Source organism: Rhizobium sp. BK060, from assembly GCF_014193145.1.
Taxonomy (GTDB): domain Bacteria; phylum Pseudomonadota; class Alphaproteobacteria; order Rhizobiales; family Rhizobiaceae; genus Rhizobium.
The window spans coordinates 73,308-93,503 of the sequence record NZ_JACHYW010000019.1; the positions used below are offsets into that span (position 1 = coordinate 73,308).

At 61.6% G+C, this 20,196-nt stretch carries 18 protein-coding genes and 1 pseudogene; 12 read left to right on the top strand and 7 right to left on the bottom strand.

What is annotated here, in order from left to right:
• The first annotated feature begins 12 nt into the window (after window positions 1-12).
• Complete coding sequence (locus FHT71_RS20695; protein ID WP_007799588.1) at window positions 13-885, top strand: LysR family transcriptional regulator; 873 nt, start codon at window positions 13-15, stop codon at window positions 883-885.
• Here the strand turns inward: FHT71_RS20695 and FHT71_RS20700 are convergent, their stop codons facing one another.
• Window positions 886-1,791 carry a LysR family transcriptional regulator gene (locus FHT71_RS20700; protein ID WP_132591929.1) on the bottom strand — a complete coding sequence of 302 codons (906 nt, stop codon included), beginning with the start codon at window positions 1,789-1,791 and terminating at the stop codon, window positions 886-888. It lies immediately after the preceding gene.
• Window positions 1,792-1,917: 126 nt separating this feature from the next.
• On the opposite strand from FHT71_RS20700, the gene FHT71_RS20705 reads away from it, so the two are divergent.
• Window positions 1,918-2,682 (top strand): SDR family oxidoreductase, encoded by a 765-nt coding sequence (locus tag FHT71_RS20705; protein WP_007799585.1) that lies wholly within the window; start codon window positions 1,918-1,920, stop codon window positions 2,680-2,682.
• A 114-nt stretch (window positions 2,683-2,796) separates the two neighbouring features.
• Entirely contained in the window at window positions 2,797-3,546 is a 750-nt protein-coding gene (locus tag FHT71_RS20710) for an SDR family oxidoreductase (RefSeq protein ID WP_007799583.1), read from the top strand.
• A 93-nt stretch (window positions 3,547-3,639) separates the two neighbouring features.
• On the opposite strand, the gene FHT71_RS20715 is transcribed toward FHT71_RS20710, so the two are convergent.
• A complete protein-coding gene (locus FHT71_RS20715; protein WP_132591927.1) occupies window positions 3,640-5,010 on the bottom strand; it encodes a PepSY domain-containing protein in 1,371 nt (456 codons plus the stop codon).
• A gap of 64 nt (window positions 5,011-5,074) precedes the next feature.
• Window positions 5,075-5,482: a DUF2946 domain-containing protein gene (locus tag FHT71_RS20720; protein WP_132591925.1), complete on the bottom strand. Its 408-nt coding sequence runs from the start codon at window positions 5,480-5,482 to the stop codon at window positions 5,075-5,077.
• Between the two features lie 124 nt (window positions 5,483-5,606).
• Between FHT71_RS20720 and coaBC the strand changes: the two genes are divergently transcribed.
• Complete coding sequence (gene coaBC, locus FHT71_RS20725; protein ID WP_183721703.1) at window positions 5,607-6,815, top strand: bifunctional phosphopantothenoylcysteine decarboxylase/phosphopantothenate--cysteine ligase CoaBC; 1,209 nt, start codon at window positions 5,607-5,609, stop codon at window positions 6,813-6,815.
• Here coaBC and FHT71_RS20730 read toward each other — a convergent pair.
• Window positions 6,805-7,613: pseudogene (locus FHT71_RS20730) on the bottom strand (class II glutamine amidotransferase). The gene coaBC and the pseudogene FHT71_RS20730 sit on opposite strands and share 11 nt — an antisense overlap.
• A gap of 264 nt (window positions 7,614-7,877) precedes the next feature.
• On the opposite strand from FHT71_RS20730, the gene FHT71_RS20735 reads away from it, so the two are divergent.
• From FHT71_RS20735 to otsA, 6 genes are all read left to right on the top strand, one after another.
• Window positions 7,878-8,789: a pirin family protein gene (locus FHT71_RS20735; protein WP_183721706.1), complete on the top strand. Its 912-nt coding sequence runs from the start codon at window positions 7,878-7,880 to the stop codon at window positions 8,787-8,789.
• Between the two features lie 449 nt (window positions 8,790-9,238).
• Window positions 9,239-9,916 carry a FadR/GntR family transcriptional regulator gene (locus FHT71_RS20740; protein WP_132591917.1) on the top strand — a complete coding sequence of 226 codons (678 nt, stop codon included), beginning with the start codon at window positions 9,239-9,241 and terminating at the stop codon, window positions 9,914-9,916.
• Complete coding sequence (locus FHT71_RS20745) at window positions 9,913-11,205, top strand: MFS transporter (RefSeq protein ID WP_183721709.1); 1,293 nt, start codon at window positions 9,913-9,915, stop codon at window positions 11,203-11,205. Before FHT71_RS20740 ends, FHT71_RS20745 begins: the two co-directional genes overlap by 4 nt.
• 87 nt (window positions 11,206-11,292) lie before the next feature.
• Window positions 11,293-12,816 (top strand): carboxypeptidase, encoded by a 1,524-nt coding sequence (locus FHT71_RS20750; protein ID WP_183721711.1) that lies wholly within the window; start codon window positions 11,293-11,295, stop codon window positions 12,814-12,816.
• A gap of 103 nt (window positions 12,817-12,919) precedes the next feature.
• Complete coding sequence (gene otsB / locus FHT71_RS20755) at window positions 12,920-13,714, top strand: trehalose-phosphatase (protein WP_132591911.1); 795 nt, start codon at window positions 12,920-12,922, stop codon at window positions 13,712-13,714.
• Window positions 13,715-13,755: 41 nt separating this feature from the next.
• Window positions 13,756-15,132 carry an alpha,alpha-trehalose-phosphate synthase (UDP-forming) gene (gene otsA / locus FHT71_RS20760; RefSeq protein WP_132591909.1) on the top strand — a complete coding sequence of 459 codons (1,377 nt, stop codon included), beginning with the start codon at window positions 13,756-13,758 and terminating at the stop codon, window positions 15,130-15,132.
• On the opposite strand, the gene FHT71_RS20765 is transcribed toward otsA, so the two are convergent.
• Window positions 15,113-16,030, bottom strand: a complete 918-nt coding sequence (locus FHT71_RS20765; RefSeq protein WP_132591907.1) for a LysR family transcriptional regulator — start codon at window positions 16,028-16,030, stop codon at window positions 15,113-15,115. The genes otsA and FHT71_RS20765 overlap by 20 nt on opposite strands.
• A 194-nt stretch (window positions 16,031-16,224) precedes the next feature.
• On the opposite strand from FHT71_RS20765, the gene betC reads away from it, so the two are divergent.
• Together betC and FHT71_RS20775 are read left to right on the top strand one after the other, a co-directional pair.
• Entirely contained in the window at window positions 16,225-17,739 is a 1,515-nt protein-coding gene (gene betC / locus FHT71_RS20770; RefSeq protein WP_132591905.1) for a choline-sulfatase, read from the top strand.
• A gap of 58 nt (window positions 17,740-17,797) precedes the next feature.
• Complete coding sequence (locus tag FHT71_RS20775) at window positions 17,798-18,007, top strand: molybdopterin-binding protein (RefSeq protein WP_132591903.1); 210 nt, start codon at window positions 17,798-17,800, stop codon at window positions 18,005-18,007.
• A 3-nt stretch (window positions 18,008-18,010) separates the two neighbouring features.
• Here FHT71_RS20775 and tsaA read toward each other — a convergent pair whose 3' ends face one another.
• Window positions 18,011-18,532 (bottom strand): tRNA (N6-threonylcarbamoyladenosine(37)-N6)-methyltransferase TrmO, encoded by a 522-nt coding sequence (gene tsaA, locus FHT71_RS20780; protein WP_132591901.1) that lies wholly within the window; start codon window positions 18,530-18,532, stop codon window positions 18,011-18,013.
• A 53-nt stretch (window positions 18,533-18,585) separates the two neighbouring features.
• The gene (locus tag FHT71_RS20785) at window positions 18,586-20,169 is read right to left on the bottom strand and encodes a peptide chain release factor 3 (RefSeq protein WP_183721714.1); all 1,584 of its coding nucleotides are present in this window, start codon (window positions 20,167-20,169) and stop codon (window positions 18,586-18,588) included.
• Between the last annotated feature and the right edge of the window lie 27 nt (window positions 20,170-20,196).

Below are 20,196 nucleotides of genomic sequence, written 5' to 3' on the forward strand. Positions count from 1 at the left end.
TTGGAGATACCGATGGAGTTGCGCCATATCCGCTATTTCCTGGCCGTGGCCGAAGAGGGAAATTTCACTCGCGCCGCAGCGAAGCTCGGCATCGGCCAGCCGCCGCTCAGCCAGCAAATCCGCGATCTCGAAAACGAAGTCGGGGCCGCGCTGTTTCATCGCGTTCCGCATGGCGCGGAGTTGACAGAGGCCGGCAACGCCTTCCTGCCGGAAGGACGCGCTGCCGTCGCGGCTGCCGAGAAGGCGAAGCTCGCCGCCCAGCGCGCGACACGCGGCGAGACCGGCAGGCTGGCGCTCGGCTTCACCGCCTCCTCAGCCTTCAACACAGCAGTCAGCGGCACAATCCGTCGTTTTCGTGGACAATGGCCGGATGTCAGCCTGTCGCTGACCGAGATGAACAGCAATTGGCTCATGGAGAAATTGCTGCGCCAGGAAATCGACGTCGCCTTCATCAGGCCCGGGCTGGAGGATCCGAAAGACGTCACGCTGAAACGGCTGGCCGATGAGCCGATGCTGATCGCCCTGCCGGCGCACCACCCGCTCGCAAAATACGACAAGGTGCCGCTCTCAGCGCTTGCCGGCGAGCCCTTCATCTTGTTTCCGCGCACGGTTGGTCTCAGTCTCTACGATGATATCGTACGCGGGTGCCGCGATGCTGGCTTCGAGCTTGTCGTGACACAGGAGGCGCCCCAGATTCCCTCTGTCGTCAATCTTGTCGCCGCCGATCTTGGCGTGTCGATCGTCCCGGCTTCGATTGCGCATCTGGCACTCGATGGCGTGGCCTACCGGCCGATTGAGGGACCACCTCTGGTCGCGCGTCTCGGCCTCGCCGTGCTGAAGGCACAGCGGTCGCGGGTGGCCGCCAATATGATGAGCCTCATTTGATCAGCCGGCAGTATCCCAATAGGGCGGATCGCCGAAGGTCTTGCGCAAGTGGTCGGCGACGGCGCGCAGCTTAGCGGAGGGATTGCGACCCTCGGGATGGGCCATGTAGATGAACTCGGCTTCCGGTTTGTAGCCGACATCGATCTCCTGCAGCTGCCCTGCGCTGATCGCGCGTCCGGCAATGAATGCGGGAAGAAGCGCGATGCCGAGACCGGCGGCCGCAGCATCGCGGATCATATCGCCGTTGTTCATCCCGAGCGCCTGACTGGCGCGGACGACAATCGCGCCATCTGGCGTCTGGAAGCGCCAGTCCGCAACGCCACGATTGGTGTAGAAAATGCCCTTGTGGCCATTGAGATCGGCTAGGGTTTTCGGCATGCCATGGCGATCCAGATAAGCCGGAGAAGCGACGAGAATCCGGCGGCTGCGGCTGAGCTTCCAAACAACCAGGCGGGAATCGACGATTGGGCCATGGCGGATCACCGCATCATAACCTTCGGACGAGACATCGACGCGCCGGTCGTCGATGTCGAGCACCAGTTGGATTTCCGGATGCTCGGCCAGGAAGGGGTAGAGCGCAGGGCCAAGGTGCATGCGCCCGAAGGTGACGGGGGCGGCTATCCGCAGCGGGCCGGACAGCGTGCCGCGGCGCACCGCCATCTCCGCGGTGGCTTCCTCAATTTCCTGAACGATCCGCGTCGCGCGCTCCAGAAAAGCCGTACCGTCTTCTGTCAGGGTAAGCTTCCGGGTGGTGCGATGCAGGAGCACGCCACCAAGCGACCTTTCGAGTTCCGCGAGCCTTTCGCTGACGACCGACTTTGAAAGTCGCAAGCGCCTAGCGGCCTCGCTGAGCGAGCCGGATTCCACGATCGCCACGAAGGCCGTTATTCCCTCAATCCTGATCATCGTTCGGTAAATCCGAATTCGAGTTCCACCATTTGGAGACTAATCCGAACGAAAAGAAAATGCCATCTTCTGCCCATCGAAAGGGACGGCAATCGCCGTCCCAAAACCCACACTGGAGATGGAACAATGAACCGCTTGAATGGAAAAGTCGCCATCATCACTGGCGCAAGCTCGGGCATCGGCCGTGCAACCGCCAAACTCTTTGCTGCCGAAGGCGCAAAGGTCGTGGTCGGCGCCCGCCGCCGGGCAGAACTCGACAGTCTGGTCGAAGAGATCAAGGCAGCCGGGGGAGAGGCCGTGGCCGTGGCCGGCGACGTTCGCTCGGAAGATTATCACAAGGCGCTGGTCGCCACCGCCGTCGACCGCTACGGCAAGCTCGACGTTGCCTTCAACAACGCCGGCATCCTTGGCGAAGCTGGACCCAGCACCGGCGTTTCGGAAGCCGGTTTCGCCGAGGCTCTGACGATCAACCTGACGGCCTCTTTTCTTGCCGCCAAGCATCAGATCGGACAGATGGAAAAGAACGGTGGCGGCTCGGTGATCTTCACCTCGACCTTCGTCGGCTACAGCTTCGCCTTCCCTGGCGTCGCCGCCTATGCCGCCAGCAAGTCCGGCCTGATTGGTCTGACGCAGGCGCTCGCCGCCGAATTCGGGCAAAAGAAGGTCCGCGTCAACGCCGTCCTGCCGGGTGCGGTCGATACCGATATGTATCGCGAGATGAACGACACGTCGGACAAGCAGAGCTTCATCACCAACCTGCATGCGTTGAAGCGCGTCGCAGCGCCGGATGAGCTTGCGCGCTCGGTTCTCTACCTCGCATCCGACGATTCAAGCTTCGTCACCGGCACGTCCTCACTCGTAGACGGCGGCGCATCGATCACCCGCACCTGAGGCCGCGGATTATCCGCTCTGACTGGAGAGATTTTCCGGGGATGAGCGGTTCGTCGCGACAGGCAATTGCATCGCATCCTCCCAGCATCAACCGGATCATAAGGACCCACGACAATGGCACGCTTACAGAACAAAACGGCCCTCATCACCGGCGGCACCAGCGGCATCGGCCTCGAAACCGCCCGTCAATTCATTGCCGAAGGCGCTCGTGTAGCCATCACCGGCAGCAGCGAGAAGAGCGTCGAGGCCGCCCGCGCCGAGTTCGGCGACAAGGCGTTGGTCATACAGGCGGATGCCGGCAACGCTGCCGGCCAGAAAGTCGTCGCCGGCGCGATCAAGGATGCCTTCGGGGATCTCGACATTCTTTTCGTCAATGCCGGCGTGGCCGAATTCGGCCCGCTCGAACAATGGAGCGAGGAAGCCTTCGACAAGTCGATCGCGATCAACGTCAAGGGCCCATTCTTCCTCATCCAGGCGCTTTTGCCGGTCTTTTCGAAGCAGGCTTCGATTGTGCTAAACACCTCGATCAATGCCCATATCGGCATGCCGAATTCGAGCGTTTATGCTCTGACCAAGGGGGCGCTTTTGACGCTTGCCAAGACGCTCTCCGGAGAACTGATCGGTCGCGGCATCCGCGTCAACGCCGTCAGCCCCGGCCCGATCGCAACACCGCTTTACGGCAAACTTGGCATGTCGGAAGCCGATTCCAAGGCGATGGCGGCACAGATCCAGTCGCAGATCCCAGTTGGCCGTTTCGGCGATGCCGGCGAAGTCGCGAAGACCGTCATCTTTCTTGCCTCCGATGAGGCTGCCTACATCGTTGGCAGCGAGCTCGTCATCGATGGCGGGATGAGCAACCTCTGAGGACCGAGACCCTATCAGAGGCGCATGAATAAGGCCGCGGCTCCTCTCCTCCGCGGCCTTTCTGCCGCTTATCGGCCAGTTTCAACGAGCGTCTCAGCCCGATCGCGGCCTTCTGGCTCTGAGATGCAGCCAGTCCGCCACCAGCATGACGATCAACGACAGGCCGACCAGCGGGAAAACGATCCCACCAACGGCAAGCATCGCAATCAAGCCACGAAACACGCGCTTGTCAGCAGGCATCGGCGGTACGCCAAATGAACCTGCCGGGCGTCGCTTCCACCACATGACGACAGCCGAAACCGCAAGCAGGATGATCGCCAGGCAGGCGGCGAGCAGCACGAGTTGGTTCGCAAGCCCGAATTGTTGGCCGAGATGGGTATTGATGCCCCACTCCAGCGATTTCCCCAGCGGACCGTAGTCGGCATAACTCATATCGATCAGCGACTTCCCCGAGTACTGGTCGAGATGCACGACCCGCTGCTTGGAAAGATCGTCCGGATAGACCGAGCCGGAAAACACGCCATCCGCTGTCATTGGTATGTTGACGCCGTAGCCCCGATGCAGGCCAAGACGGTCGAAGGCGGCGACCGCATTATCGAGACCGATCGGCTGTGCATGATGCGCGTGCCCGGCAGACTGCGGCACCTGCGCCTGTTCCAGAGACCAGGAAGTCTTGGCGACGTGATCGAGATGTTCGTCGGACATCGGTATGGCAACCCGCACGCCTGCGGGATAGCCGAAGTTGATACCGTTTGCCCATTCGTTGACCTTGCCGCCCCAGACCCCAGACCAGGGCATTCCCGTAATGGCCAGGAAGACGATGAAGAAGCCGACGAAGATCCCGGTCACAGCATGCATGTCCCGCCAGAAGACTCGCCGCTTTGGCGTACCGCGAACGGAGACAACACCACCTGTCTGCCGGCGCGGCCACCAGAGATAGATGCCGGTGGCGACGAGGAGGATCGACCAGCCGGCGGCGATCTCGATCAGCATGCGCGCGTAGTTGCCGAAATACTTGAGGCTGTGAAGGTAGCGGATCGTCCACATGACGGTGCCGCGATCAGGCAGCGCGCCCAGCACCTCGGCGGTGTAGGGATTTACGTAGACCGCAAGTTTGCCTTCCGCCTCGGTGCCGATGGTGATTTCAGCCGACGCATCCGACGCGGCCGGGTCGGTGAACCTGATGGCAATTCCCGGGTGGGCGGTGAGGGCGGCGGTCACCATTGCGGAAGGTGCTACCCGGCTTGCGCCTTGCTGCACTTCAATGCGCTTGAGATCAGAATGGATCACCGCATCGATCTCATCCTTGAAAAGATAGAGGGCGCCAGTAATTGCCAGCGTGATCATGAAAGGCAGGACGAGAAGGCCGGCGTAAAAATGCCAACGCCAGACGGCGCGATAGAGGTCGGAGGCGGAGCGCACCGAAGCGCCGACGCTCTCGCGACCGATGGTAAGGTCGGACATGAATGTCTCCCAACGTAAGAAAATCGGGCCTCTGCCCAATAGGCGCGGAGGCGGAACGATGACGTCAGGCAGTGATGGGGGGCGCACGCGGTTCGGCGATCCGCCCGCGTAAGGCCGGAGAAATGACTGCATCGGTTCGGATCGCGGTGTCGATCGCAGTCTCGACCGCGACATAAAGAGGACCCGTCTGCCCGTCGAGAATTGCCGGCATGGCGGCCGATGCCAGGCGGCAGAGCGTGCCACACGGGCACTCCGGCGCTTTCTTGGCCGGCAAATTACCGTGGCCGGCATCATCGACGGAACCGTGTCCGCTCGAAGAGCAAGTGATCGTGAAGGGATCGACGGCGGATGCCGCCACGGCGCCCTGAGCATTGCCGCCCAGCAGCCCTTGGATCAACAGCAGACAGGCGACCAGCAGCGCGACAGCGCTGGCCGATACCCGATCCCGCAAGATGCTGCGCATGGTCCCCATGCTTCGTTCCATGCCACAGCAGCAAGGTGCTGTCACTGCGACCGATCGGCCTTCGCTGCCGATTGCTTATTATTCCCCAAAGGCTTAGGGTTTCACACAATCAGATACTCGATGGACGAACGTCATGGTTCTCAGCGGCAAACGCATCCTCCTCGTCATTTCCGGCGGGATCGCGGCCTATAAAAGCCTGGACCTCATCCGACGGCTCAAGGAGCGGGGCGCATCGGTGCGGCCACTGATGACCAAGGGCGCGGAGGAATTCGTGACGCCGCTTGCGGTCGGCGCCCTCGCCGCCGACCATGTGTTCACCGATCTGTTTTCACGGCAGGACGAGCAGGATGTCGGCCATATCCGGCTGGCGCGCGATTGCGACCTCGTCCTGATTGCTCCGGCAACAGCAGACCTGCTGGCCAAGATGGCGAACGGGCTCGCAGACGACCTTGCTTCGACCGTCCTGCTTGCGACCGACCGGCCGGTGCTCGCCGCCCCGGCCATGAACCCGCATATGTGGGCGCATCCGGCGACGAAGCGCAATGTCGAGACTCTGCGCGGCGACCGCATCCGCTTCATCGGGCCTATGTCCGGCGAGATGGCCGAGAGCCGCGAAGCGGGCATCGGGCGCATGGCCGAACCGCTCGAGATCGTCGCCGCGGCGGAAGCCTTGCTCCATGATCGGCCGAAGCCGCTTACCGGCCGCAAGGCGATCGTCACCTCCGGCCCGACGCATGAGCCGATTGACCCTGTGCGTTACATCGCCAATCGCTCCTCTGGCCGCCAGGGACATGCAATTGCCGCGGCGCTTGCGGCGCTTGGCGCAGATGTGACCCTCGTTTCCGGACCGGTTTCCATTCCCGATCCTTTTGGCGTCAAGGTCGTCCATGTCGAGCGCGCAGATCAGATGCGGGACGCCGTGCTTGCCGCGCTTCCTGCGGATGTCGCCGTAATGGTTGCGGCGGTCGCCGACTGGCGTGTTGCGTCGGCCACCGACCAGAAGATCAAGAAACATCCGGGCGAATCCATTCCGACGCTCGCGCTGACGGAGAATCCCGATATTTTAAAGACGGTCGGCCATCACACGATGCGGCCGAAGCTGGTGATCGGCTTCGCGGCAGAGACGCAGGATGTGGAAAGCAACGCCAGGGCGAAGCTTGACCGCAAGGGTGCCGATATCATCGTCGCCAACGATGTTTCGCCGGCAACCGGCATCATGGGCGGCGTCCGCAACAGGGTGAAAATCGTCAGCCACAGCGGCATCGAGCAATGGCCGGATCTGGCGAAGGAAGAGGTTGCAACGAGGCTTGCGGCGATGATTGCCGAACGACTCAAGCCGTGATCGCGACCGGGGTGGCTTTTGCAACTGCCTGCACCGGACGAAACGGCGCGATAGCAAGGCCATTTTCGCCGAGCGTGACGGCGCTTCCGTCCGGGATCTCCGCCCAGGCATCGACATCATCGTTCAGCGGCTCGGACACCAAGCAGTAGCCCTTGCCGAGCGGAGAGGCATAGAGCGTCGGCGCTTTGCGGTCGGTCGCATAGCGGATCGCGTAGAGCGCCTTGCCATCCGAGAAGGCAGCCGTGTAGCGCAGCAGCACCGATCCGAGAAGTTTCTCGGCAAGGCTTTCGACGAAGCGGATCATCTCCGCCATCGCAGCCATCGGCGTCTGCTGCAGGCCGAACTGCAGGGCGAGCAAGAACATCAGTTCGGAATCGGTCGTCCCTCCGCGGGCGTTGAAGAGTTCGTCATCAAGCATCGCTTCCATAGGGCGACGCAGCCGTTCGAAACCTGCGATCTGGCCATTGTGCATGAAGGACCAATTGCCGAAGGTGAAGGGGTGACAGTTGTCACGGCGGGTGCCGCCGCCGGTCGCTGCCCGTACGTGCGCCAGGAACAACGGAGAGCGGATTTGCCGCGCCAAACTCTTGAGATTGCAGTCGGACCAAGCCGGCAAGGTATCACGATAGCGGCCAGGTTCCGGGCGGTCGCCATACCAGGCGATGCCGAAACCGTCGCCATGGTGGGGGTCTTGGCGCGTGTCGCGCAATGCGATTGCTCGATCAGCGAGTGCGCGGGCGAGGACACCAGTTCCTCCAGATAGAGGGGGTCTCCGCGATAGGCTGCCCAGCGACACATGCTCTTTCCACTCCGGAGCCCGCGTTGTTGGAGGCGGGAGAAATGCTGAAACGCGACAACGATTGTCGAATCTGATGGTTAATAAGACCTGAACGGCTTCCTGACTTGCAAGCGGAAGATGACAAATTTCTGACGGTCGATGCGATCGAATTGCGCAATGCGACATCTTCTTTTGTGAACAGTGCGTTCCCGCGGCGGCCAATTTCGCCGAGGCTGGTCCGGCGGCTATAGTCCCGGGCAAGTTGAAACCTTCGAGAGGATGCCATGTCGATACGTCCCGTAAAGCATACGAGCACCGCAACGCCAACCATGGAAGGCGCCGGTGTGAAGCTGCACCGCGTCTTCGGCTTCGGGGATCCGTCGATGACAGACCCCTTCCTGATGATGGACGATTTCCGCAATGACAATCCGGCCGAATATATCCGCGGCTTTCCCTGGCATCCGCACCGCGGCATCGAGACGATCACCTACGTGCTTGCAGGCACGGTCGAGCACGGCGACAGCCTCGGCAATCGCGGTCTGCTCGGCGCCGGCGACATCCAGTGGATGACGGCAGGAAGCGGCATCATGCACCAGGAAATGCCGAAGGGCGATTTTGCCGGACGCATGCATGGCTTCCAGCTCTGGGCCAACCTGCCCTCGTCGCTGAAGATGACGGCGCCGCGCTATCAGGACGTCAAATCCGCCGACATTCCCGTCGTTGTCGATGACGACGGTACGGCCGTGCGCGTTATCTGTGGCGACTTCTGGGGCAAAGCGGGGCCAGTTGACGGCGTCGCAGCCGAACCGATCTATCTCGATGTCTCGGTCCCTCCGGGGAAGAAGAAGCGCCTGCCTGTCGAGACCTATCGCAACGCATTTGCCTATTTCTTCGCAGGCTCCGGCACATTCCGCGACGCCTCCAAGCCGTTCGGCGTCCGTGTCGAGAAGGAGGTCAACGGCGAGGAACTCAACATTCGCGACATGTCCGGCAACCGGACGCTCGTCGTCTTCGACAGCGGTGACGAAGTGACGGTGCAGGCCGGCGACGAAGGCATCCGGTTCCTGCTCGTTTCAGGCAAGCCGATCGAGGAGCCGGTTGCCTGGCATGGGCCGATCGTCATGAACTCGCGAGAGGAGATCATGCAGGCGATGCGAGAGTTACAGAACGGCACCTTCATCAAGGCCGCACACTGAGCCGGCTTAATCCACAGCCCTCTGCCGCAATGTTTGCTCACTACGGCAGCATACAGGACATCATTGTAAACATTGGTGTATTGTCGGCGACCGTAAAGTGAAACACCGCTGCCAGGGAAGCTGCGCAGCACCTGACACCTCGTTTTTTCTTGCATCTCCGGCGAATCATCCTACCTTTTATCTATCTTCAACAGAACGAAAGGAAGGTGATCCAATGTCTAATGAGATTTCGGACCTCGTAAAAGGCATGGAAGTGGTGATGAAAGCGAGGCAGCCCTCGCTCTAAGCCCACCTTCCTAGGATCGCTTTGACGGTCCGGCCATTTACAGGCCAGAACTCATGGAAAGGGTCGCCTCGAGCGGCCCTTTTCATTTTTCAGCATAGGATTGACGAGGACAACGGCCTCAAGGTATTCATAAAGTCATCTGATGACTTTATGAATACGGGCGATGCAACCAATTGCAAGAACGAAACTTGCGGACACGGCCATTGAGGCGATCCGCACGGAGATACTGGGTAAGCGATGGGCCGTGGGCGAGAAATTGCCCAACGAGGCGACGCTGTCTTCCACGCTCTCCGTCAGCCGCGGCACGATCCGAGAGGCGGTGCGGGTGTTGGTGTCGCAAGGCCTGCTCGAAACCCGGCAGGGCTCGGGAACCTACGTGCTCTCGACCACCGACACCCGGCTGCCGCTCACCATGGCGCGTCGCGCCGGTCTGCGCGACCTCTTCGAAGCCCGGTGCGCACTCGATGTCGAGGCCGCACGGCTGGCCGCGATACGACAAACGCCTGAGATCATTGCGGAGTTGCGGGCGCTTCTCGCCAAGCGGGGCAATTTCGAAGGCGGCGACAGAAGCGTCTTCGTCGAACGCGATCTTGCTTTCCACAAGGCGATCATTGCCGCTTCCGCCAACCGCGCGATGATCGAAATCTATCAGTTTTTTTCCGCCTCGATTGCCGAAACGATCGCGGCGACATTGGACGACGAGATTCCCGAGCCTGATATGCGGGCGCATGCCGACATCATCGACGCGCTCGCCACCGGCGATCCGCAACAGGCCGATGCGGCCGTTCGCCGCTTCATGGCCCCCATCATCGGCGCTCTCGACCGGATGCTCCATTCATGACCACGCCCCTTCAGGATGCCGCACAGGTCTACGACCTGGCGGACGAACAGCTCATCGATGCCGAAGCCGATAGCGTACCGCAGCCGCAGCCCCCCGTTGGCAGCAGCGCAGCGGTGCGCTTTCTCCTTGGCGCCAGCCTCGTCCTGATCGCCTTCAATCTGCGTCCCGTCTTCTCCAGCGCCTCCGCGCTGCTGCCCGAAATCAAGACGGAACTCGGCCTTTCATCCCTCGGTGCCAGCCTGCTGACCACCCTGCCCGTCGTCTGCCTCGGCGCCTTTTCGCCGTTGGCGCCGCGGCTTGCCCAGCGGATCGGATCGGAGCGCACGCTTCTGGCGGTCCTCGTCCTGCTGGCGCTCGGGACGGGTCTGCGTGGCTTATCATCCGTTCCGCTGCTCTTCGTCGGCACTGCGCTTGCCGGCGCCTGCATCGCGGTCGGGAACGTGCTGCTGCCAGGGCTGGTCAAGCGCGACTTTGCCGATCGCGCAGCGCTGATGACCGGCTTTTACACGATGGCACTATGCGCGGGCGCGGCGAGCGCCGCAGGCTTCACGCTGCCGCTCGAGCGCATCCTCGGCGGCTCGCTCTCCGGAGCGCTGGCCGCCTGGGGTCTGCCTGCATTGGTCGTCGGGATGATCTGGTTGCCGCAGGTGCTGTCCACCAAGAATCAAGTCAAGCGCAGCGGCTTTTCCGTCCAAGGGCTGTGGCGGGATCGCCTGGCCTGGCAGGTCACTCTCTTCATGGGTCTGCAGTCGGCTCTGGCTTATTGCGTGTTTGGTTGGCTCGTCCCGATCCTGCGCGAGCGCGGTCTTGACGGCGTCACCGCTGGAGCGATCGTTTCGGTATCCGTGATGGTTCAGGCTGCGGCATGCCTGGTTGCCCCGCAGATCGCCGTCAGGGGCAAGGATCAGCGCGTGATCAATGCGTCGCTCTGCGTCGTTGCCGTCGTCGCGTTGTTCGGCCTGCTGTTTGCGCCGCTCTTCACCATCTGGGTCTGGGCGGTGCTGCAGGGCATTGGCCAGGGCGGCCTGATCGCTGTCGCGATGACGACGATCGTGCTGCGGTCGCGCGATCCGCATGTCGCGGCCCATCTTTCGGGCATGGCCCAATGCGTGGGCTACCTTCTTGCCGCGATCGGCCCGCTCTTGGTCGGGCTCATCCGCGGCTGGACCGGCAGCTTCGCATGGTCGGCAGTGCTTTTCGTGGTGCTTGGTGCCGGCGCCGCTATCAACGGCTGGAACGCCGGTCGCGCGCAGTATGTGAATGCGCAGACGATCGAGAAGGCGGACTGACGTCGGCCTCACCATCTGTTGATTTCTCCCCCAACGGGGCGATGCTACGCTGACGCCTCCCATGCCGCTTCCGTCGGAGGAGAAGTCTTGCGTTTCCTATCCGCCATTCTGCTTGCAACCGCCTTGCTTGCTCCGCTGCCCCCCGCCTTATCGCAGGAGGGTCGAGGCGAGGCTGCCGCACAGGGTTCATCGAGCGAGGGCGTATTGAAGCTGCTGCCGAGCGACTCGGTCACCCAGCACACAATGACGATCGGCGGCCGGACCCTCGACTTCGTGGCGACGGCCGGCACGTTGGATCTCTTTGCGCAAGACGGCTCCAAGGCCGGCGCCGTATTCTATACGGCCTATGTCGCCAAGAACGGGAGGTCCGACCGGCCGCTGACCTTTGCCTTCAACGGCGGCCCCGGCGCCGCATCGGCGTTCCTGCATCTCGGCCTCGTAGGGCCGCGCATCCTGGATTTCGGCCCGGATGGGGCCGATGGGGCCGATGCAAAATTGACCGACAATCCGCAGAGCTGGCTCGACTTTACCGACATTGTCCTCATCGATCCGATCGGAACCGGATGGAGCCGAACCGCCAAGGCCGACGACGCCCCCAATTACTACAACGTCAATTCCGACGCGCAGAGCGTTGCGAAGGCGATCGCTCTCTATGTCGCCCACAACAACCGGTCCGGTTCGCCCAAATATCTTCTCGGAGAGAGCTATGGCGGCTTCCGCGCCGCCAAGGTGGTCGGCGCGCTGAAGGATAGCCAAGGCATCATCGTTTCGGGCGCGATCATGCTTTCGCCATTGCTCGAAGGGCAACTGATGTTCAATGCCGATCAGTTTGCACTGGGCGCGGCACTCGAGTTTCCGTCGCTTGCGGCAGCGAACATGGACAGACGCAATGCCTTCGATGAAGCGCAGCAGCGCGATGCGGAGAAATTTGCGCTTGGCGACTATCTGACGACACTCGCTGGCCCGCTGCCGATTGGCCAGGCGGCCAAAGCCTTCTACGGGAAGGTTGCCGGCATGACCGGCATTCCCGAAGATATCGTGGCAAAGAACCGCGGCTTCCTCGGAAACGCCTATGCGAAGCAATCAAGCGGGCAGGATGGTCGAATTGTCAGCCCTTACGACGCGGCGTTCTCGACGCCCGATCCTTATCCGGAGTCGGACTCTGACCGTGGCGACGATGCCATCCTCGACGGCTTCACCCGCGCCTATGGCGGGGCCTTCGCCGACTATGCGCGCAATGAACTCGGCTTCAAGACCGAGATGACCTATTCGCTGCTGGACGGCGACATCAGCCGCAGATGGGAATGGGGCGGACGCGGCGGTGGTTCTAGGCTGCAGGCGAGCGTCACCGACGATATTCGCCAGTTCCTCGCCTCCAATCCGAAATTCCGCCTGTTGATCGCCCACGGCTACAGCGATCTCGTCACTCCTTATGGCGTGAGCCGTTATGTTGTTGACCACTTGCCGCCTTCGCTTGCCGGCGAGCGGGTGGCGCTGAAGGTCTATCCCGGCGGTCACATGTTTTACACGCGGAGCGTTCAGCGCGCAGCCTTTACCGCCGATGCCAAGGCCTTCTTCACCGAGCATTCCGGCACAATGCCGGCTGAATGAACGATTGATCAGTGCACGGATTCCACGGCAAAATCTGAGATTTCCTCGCATTATTGAGCCAAAACGGGTTGCCTTCGGCAGATGCCGACATAGGTATGTCAGCATGTCATACCCCAGTGAGCCATTTCCTGCCGTGATGCCGCAACCGGCCTCAGGGCAGACGGAATTGCTAAGCGCCGTTTTATCCTCCCCTCAAGACTGCGCTCTTTTTCTCGATATCGATGGCACATTGCTTGACCTGGCCGCGGTGCCGGATGCGATCGTCATGCCACCGTCGCTGCCGGCAGCGCTTTATGCCGCGTCGCGAAGGCTCGGTGGCGCGCTAGCCTTGGTCACAGGACGGGCACTCGCTTATGCCGACGAGCTGTTCGCACCATTCCGATTTCCGATCGCCGGCTTGCACGGCGCCGAATTGCGTTGGCCGGACGGCAGCATCATGAAAGCCGAGACCACTGCCGCATTCGAGGCATTGAAGGCGGAGCTCCGCGCCGCAACCGAAAATCTGCAAGGCGTACTCGTGGAAGACAAGGGAGCTGCGGTCGCCGCTCACTATCGCCTCGCGCCGCAAAGGCAGGCGGATGTGGAGCTGATCATGGAGAGGCTGCAGTCCAAGGTCGGGCCGAACTGGACCTTGCAGCGCGGCAAGATGGTTCTCGAAATCCGACCCGCGAGCGCCGACAAAGGTCACGCTGTGGAGACGTTTCTGTCGATGCCGCCCTTTGCCGGCAGGCGTCCGATTGCCATCGGTGACGACGTTACGGACGAGGCGATGTTCCGTGTCGCCAATCGCTTTGGCGGCCATTCCGTTCGTGTCGGGCCGTCTTCGGACACTGCCGCCATTCTGGCGCTGCCTTCCTCATCGGCGGTGCGGGAACTGATTGGGCAGCTCGCCGTTTGATCCATGCACGATGTGCCGCCCTCCCGATGAAAGGAACCTCCGTGACCCGTCTTGTCATCGTCTCCAATCGCGTGCCAGCTCCCGCGAAGGAGGGCGCGGCCTCCGCCGGCGGACTGGCGGTGGCGCTCAAAGCGGCACTCGAAGAACGGGGCGGCATCTGGATGGGCTGGTCCGGCAAATCGAGCGAAAACGACGAGCCCGGCCCGCTCTCGCTGACGGAAGAGGGCAAGATCACCTATGCACTGACGGATCTCACCGGCAAGGATGTCGAGGAATACTATCACGGCTTCGCCAATCGCGTGCTCTGGCCGATTTGTCACTACCGCCTGGACCTCGCGGAGTATGGCCGCAAGGAAATGGCGGGGTATTTCCGCGTCAATCGTTTCTTCGCGCATCGGCTTGCGCCGCTGCTGCGGCCGGACGACATCATCTGGGTCCATGACTACCATTTGATCCCGCTCGCCGCGGAACTGCGGCAAATGGGCTTCAAGAACCGCATCGGCTTTTTCCTGCACATTCCCTGGCCGCCGGCCGATGTGCTCTACACCATGCCGGTTCACGAGGAAATCATGCGCGGTCTTGCCGCCTACGATCTCGTCGGCTTTCAGACGGACCACGATCTCGAAAACTTTGCCGGCTGCCTTCGCCGCGAGGATATGGGCGACGCCATCGGCGACGGCCGCTTCACAGCGAATGACAAGGTTTTCAAGGGCGGAGCCTACGGCATCAGCATCGAGACCGCCGCCTTCGCCGAATTCGCCAAGAAGGCCGGCAGCCACCATCTGGTGCAACGAGCGCGGCAAAGCATCAAGGACCGCGACCTTATCATCGGCGTCGACAGACTGGATTACTCCAAGGGCATCACCCAGCGGCTGGACGCTTTCGAGCGCTTCGTCGTCAACAATCCAGCCCACCAGCGGAAGGTCACCTATCTGCAGATCACACCGAAATCACGCTCGGAAGTCCCGGAATACGAACAAATGCAGCGCACCGTCGCGGAACAGGCAGGCCGAGTTAACGGCGCACTGGGGACGGTGGACTGGGTGCCGATCCGCTATATCAACCGCTCCGTCAGTCGTCCGATCCTCGCGGGTCTTTATCGACTGGCCAAGGTTGGCTTGGTCACGCCGCTTCGCGACGGCATGAACCTCGTGGCAAAGGAATATGTCGCCGCACAGGATCCCGAAGATCCTGGTGTGCTCGTACTATCCCGCTTCGCCGGCGCAGCGCGCGAATTGAGGAGGGGGGCGTTGCTGGTCAATCCCTATGACATCGAAGGAACCGCCAACGCGCTGGCGCGTGCGTTGAATATGCCTCTGGAAGAACGCCGCGAGCGTTGGCAGCGGATGATGGACTATCTGCTGGAGTACGATGTGTCGCGTTGGTGCGACGATTTTCTCAAGGATCTAGTCGACTGACGATACCGGCTTCCACCGTGAGCCATGCCGCAAGCAGATCGCTTTGGGCATCACGCGTGCGCGATGGCAATAGCCAGTAACCACGGTCCGGCGCTTCCAGCGCCGGACCTGCGGTTTTCAGCATCCCCGAGGCGAGCAGCGAGTCGACGAGGCCCATCCATCCGATGGCAACCCCCTGTTCGCCGATCGCGGCCTGCACGACCAGCGAGTATGTATTGAAGCTCACATCGCCCTGCCCCGCGTGAGTATCGCGGCTGACACCGAATTCCGCGAGATAATGCCGCCAGTCGAACCAGGGCGAAGGTTCCGCGGCATCGAGATGGATCAGGCGCGCTCGGGCAAGGTCCGTCGGCGTGGAGATGGCACCGTAGCGATCGAGGAAGCCTTGGGTGCAGACGGGTGCGACCCTTTCCGGCAAAAGCAGAACGGCGTGGCGCTCTAACTCCGACCGCCTGCCAAAGACAACAGCAACATCGTCGTCGTCCGACCGGTCGCGTTGTGTTCGCTGCGTCGCGACGATCTGAATATCAACATTCGGGTACAGCGTGCGGAAGGCATGCATGCGCGGGATTAGCCATAGGGCGGAAAACGCATAATCCGTACGCAGCCTTATGATTGGCCGATCAGATTCATTGCGGAAGCGCCGCGCCAGCTGGTCGATCTCGTTGACACTCTTTGCGACGATGTCGAAAAGACGCTGGCCTTCGGGCGTCAACTCCACGCCCCGATGCTGGCGTTTCAAGAGGCTGACGCCAACTTGCTCCTCCAGCCGGCGGATCTGATAGCTGACGGCAGGTTGCGTCAGGCCAAGAACGCCTGCAGCCGCCGACAGACTTCCCGCCTTGCCGATCTCAGCGAATATTCTCATCCATCCAAGTTCGACACGGCGGCTTTCCATAAAAAATCCTTAGATAGGATATCAAAAAATGCCTGCTTCACAGGTCATCCGATATGGATAATCAATAAAGCAATCAAATGGCATAAGCGAGATGAGGCCGAGATTCCTGGCGCGATTTCCAGTCAACGCAGACTGGAACAGCTTCGCGGATGCGGCTAAGTTCCCGCTCCCGAAAGCCGAAGGACACCATACGCATGGCGCGCCCGAATATTCTCATTCTGATGGTCGATCAGTTCAATGGCACGCTGTTTCCCGACGGACCGGCCGATTTCCTTCACGCACCGCATCTGAAAGCGCTGGCGCAACGCTCCGTCCGATTTGCCAATAGTTACACGGCAAGTCCGCTTTGCGCGCCGGCACGCGCATCTTTCATGTCCGGCCAACTGCCGAGCCGGACCCGCGTTTATGACAATGCCGCCGAGTTCGCATCTGATATCCCGACATTCGCGCACCATCTGCGTGCGGCCGGCTACCATACCGCCCTCTCCGGAAAGATGCATTTCGTCGGTCCCGACCAATTGCATGGCTTCGAGGAACGTCTGACGACTGACATCTATCCCGCCGATTTCGGCTGGACGCCTGACTACACCAAGCCCGGCGAGCGCATCGACTGGTGGTACCACAATCTCGGCTCGGTGACCGGCGCAGGCGTTGCCGAGATCACAAACCAGATGGAGTACGACGATGAGGTCGCCTACAACGCGACCCGCAAGCTCTACGACCTGTCGCGCCGTCACGACGACCGTCCCTGGTGCTTGACGGTGAGCTTCACGCATCCGCACGATCCCTATGTCGCACGCCGCAAATATTGGGACCTCTACGAGAACTCCCCGGCGCTCGATCCTGATGTCGATGCGATTCCGTTCGACCAGCAGGATCCGCACTCGCAGCGCCTTTTGAAGGCCTGCGACTATGATGCGTTCGAAATCACGCCGGAGCAGATCCGGCGCGCACGCCAAGGCTACTTCGCCAACATCTCGTACGTCGACGACAAGATCGGCGAGATCCTTGACGTCCTCGAGCGCGCGCGGATGGCCGACAACACGATCGTGCTGTTCGTTTCCGACCATGGCGATATGCTCGGCGACCGTGGCCTCTGGTTCAAGATGTGCTTCTTCGACGGCTCCTCACGAGTGCCCTTGACGATCGCGGCTCCGGGCTGGAATGTCGCCTGCATCCAGCAACCGGTCTCGACGCTCGACGTGACGCCGACGCTGGCCGCACTGGCGGGCATCGACATGACCAAGCTCGCACCATGGACGGATGGCGAAGACCTTGCGCCACTCGCGACCGGGACCGGGGGGCGTGGCCCAGTGCCGATGGAGTATGCCGCCGAAGGTTCCGAAGCCCCTCTCGTTTGCCTGCGCGACGGTCGCTTCAAACTCACCCTTTGCGACAAGGACCCGCCGCTGCTGTTCGATCTCGACGCGGATCCCAAGGAACTGAACAACCTTGCCGGCGATGCAGGACATGTCGAAATCCTGGAGAACCTCAAGTCCCTGGCCGAGAAGCGCTGGAACCTGCAGGGCTTCGATGCCGCCGTGCGCGAAAGCCAGGCGCGCCGGTGGGTCGTCTACGAGGCACTGCGGAACGGCGCATACTATCCCTGGGACTATCAACCACTGCAAAAGGCTTCCGAACGCTACATGCGCAACCACATGGATTTGAATGTGTTGGAAGAAAGCCAACGCTATCCGCGCGGCGAGTAAGATTGCGACACCGGGGCCGAGCCGATACAGTCTGCCATCCCGAGCCAGGAGACATCTCGTGAAGATCAGCGCACGGAATCGACTGAAGGGAAAGATCATCGAGGTGAAGAAAGGTGCGACCACGGCGCATGTCCGAATCGATATCGGCGGCGGGTCGATCGTCACGGCCTCCATCACCAACGAAGCCGTCGATGAACTGGGGCTCGCCTTCGGCGGCGACGCCTGTGCGGGCGTCAAAGCCTCGGACGTCATGATCGCCGTCGACTGATCGTCAGGCCCTCTTGCAAGAATGCGCCACGTCGTCGCCGGCCTGGAAATCTCCAGTCTGCGGCAGCGCTATCGGCTTGAACAATGTGCGATCGGGCTTCAGATCGAGAAGCGGCGTACCGTCAAGACAATCCATCCCCCGAACCAGCAGGACGCCACCTTCTATTCCCTCCAGCTTGACGATGGAGGTTCCGATCGGGTTCGGGCGCACCGGCGAGCGAAGAGAAAACGCGCCATGCACCTTTCCGCTGCTGGCCGGGCTTTGCAGAACGAGGTCGCGCCGCGACCGATCCAGCCAATAGAGCACCTCCAGCCGCTCGAAGGCTTCCACACCCTGGAGAGCCTGTCTCCACGGCTCGAATATTTCGATTTTGCAGAGCGGACCGTCATGCCGCCCCTGGCGGGGCGTCTCCTTGCGAGAGGTCCAGGGCGTCAGTATGCGCCCGATGAACACCAGGCCGGCGTCGGTCGCCGGCGGTAGTTCGACGGCGACTTCGTTTTCTCTGATTTCATTCTCGCAAACCATGAAACGCTCCTTTTCTTAAGGCATCATGGCAGATCGTTATATCCGATCCAATATCACGCTGCCTTGACGGCGTGATATTCCTTGAGGGCAGCCATCTTGATCGCCGGATAGCGCTCCGCTTCGTAGCGGAGCGAGAAGCTGTCCTGCGCCAGGAACACGGGATCGTGGTCTAAGTCCCGCGCGATATCGCCGCGGCGAGCGGTGACGAATTTCTCGAGCTCGGCGGGCTGATCGGCGGAGATCCAGCGACAGACGGAGAAGCGCGACATTTCGAAGGAGACGGGCAGGCCATATTCGGCCATCAAACGCTCCTTGAGAACATCGAGCTGCAGCGCACCGACAACGCCAACGATAGCCGGCGAACCATCCTCCGGCTGGAACAGCTGGACGACGCCTTCTTCAGCCATCTGCTGCAGCGCTTCCTTCAACTTCTTCGCCTTCATCGCGTCTTCCAGGCGCACGCGGCGCAGGATTTCCGGCGAAAAGTTCGGCACGCCCTGGAACACCAGCGCTTCGCCCTCCGTCAGCGTATCGCCGATGCGCAGCGTGCCGTGATTGGGAATGCCGACGACGTCGCCGGCATAAGCGGTATCGGCAAGCTGCCGCTGCGAGGCGAAGAAGAACTGCGGCGCGGTAAGGCCGAGCTGCTTGCCAGTGCGCGACAGCCGCGCCTTCATGCCGCGCTCGAGCTTGCCGGAGCAGATGCGGGCAAAGGCGATGCGGTCGCGATGGTTCGGGTCCATGTTCGCCTGGATCTTGAAGACGAACGCCGTCATCCTGTTGTCGGTCGCATGCACGGTACGGATATCGGCGACCTGATCGCGCGGCGGCGGCGCAAACTCGCCGAGCGCGTCGATGAGATCGCGCACCCCGAAATTGCGCAGCGCCGAGCCGAAGAAAACCGGCGTCAGGTGCCCCTCCAGGAAGGCCTTCTGGTCAAACGGCTTGCACGCCTCGATCGCCAGCGTCGTCTCCTCGACAAACGCGTCCCTCTCGTTTTCAGGCAGGCGGTGGGACACCATCTCGGGATCGGTGACCTTGGTCATGATCTCCTGCGTGTCGGAGGCGCGCACTTCATTGTTGGCTAGGTGGTAGGTGCCGCAGAAAGTCTTCGAGCGGCCGATCGGCCACGTCACCGGCGCGCAATCAAGCGCCAGCTTCTCCTCGACTTCATCCAGGATCTCGAAGGGATCGCGGCTTTCGCGGTCCATCTTGTTGATGAAGGTGATGATCGGAATGTCGCGCATGCGGCAGACTTCGAACAGCTTCAGCGTCCGTGGTTCGATACCCTTGGCGGCGTCGATCACCATGACCGCGGCATCGACGGCGGTCAGCGTGCGATAGGTGTCATCGGCGAAGTCTTCGTGGCCGGGCGTATCGAGGATGTTGAAGACGTTGTCTTTATATTCAAACGTCATCACCGACGTAACGACGGAGATGCCACGCTCGCGCTCGATCTTCATCCAGTCGGAGCGCGTCTGCATGCGGTCCTTCTTTGCCTTGACTTCGCCGGCAAGCTGGATGGCGCCGCCGAACAACAGCAGTTTTTCGGTGAGCGTGGTCTTACCAGCGTCCGGGTGCGCGATAATAGCGAATGTGCGGCGGCGGGAGACCGCCTCGGCGAGACTTTCGGCCATAGTGTGAATCCTGTGGAATTGCGGCGT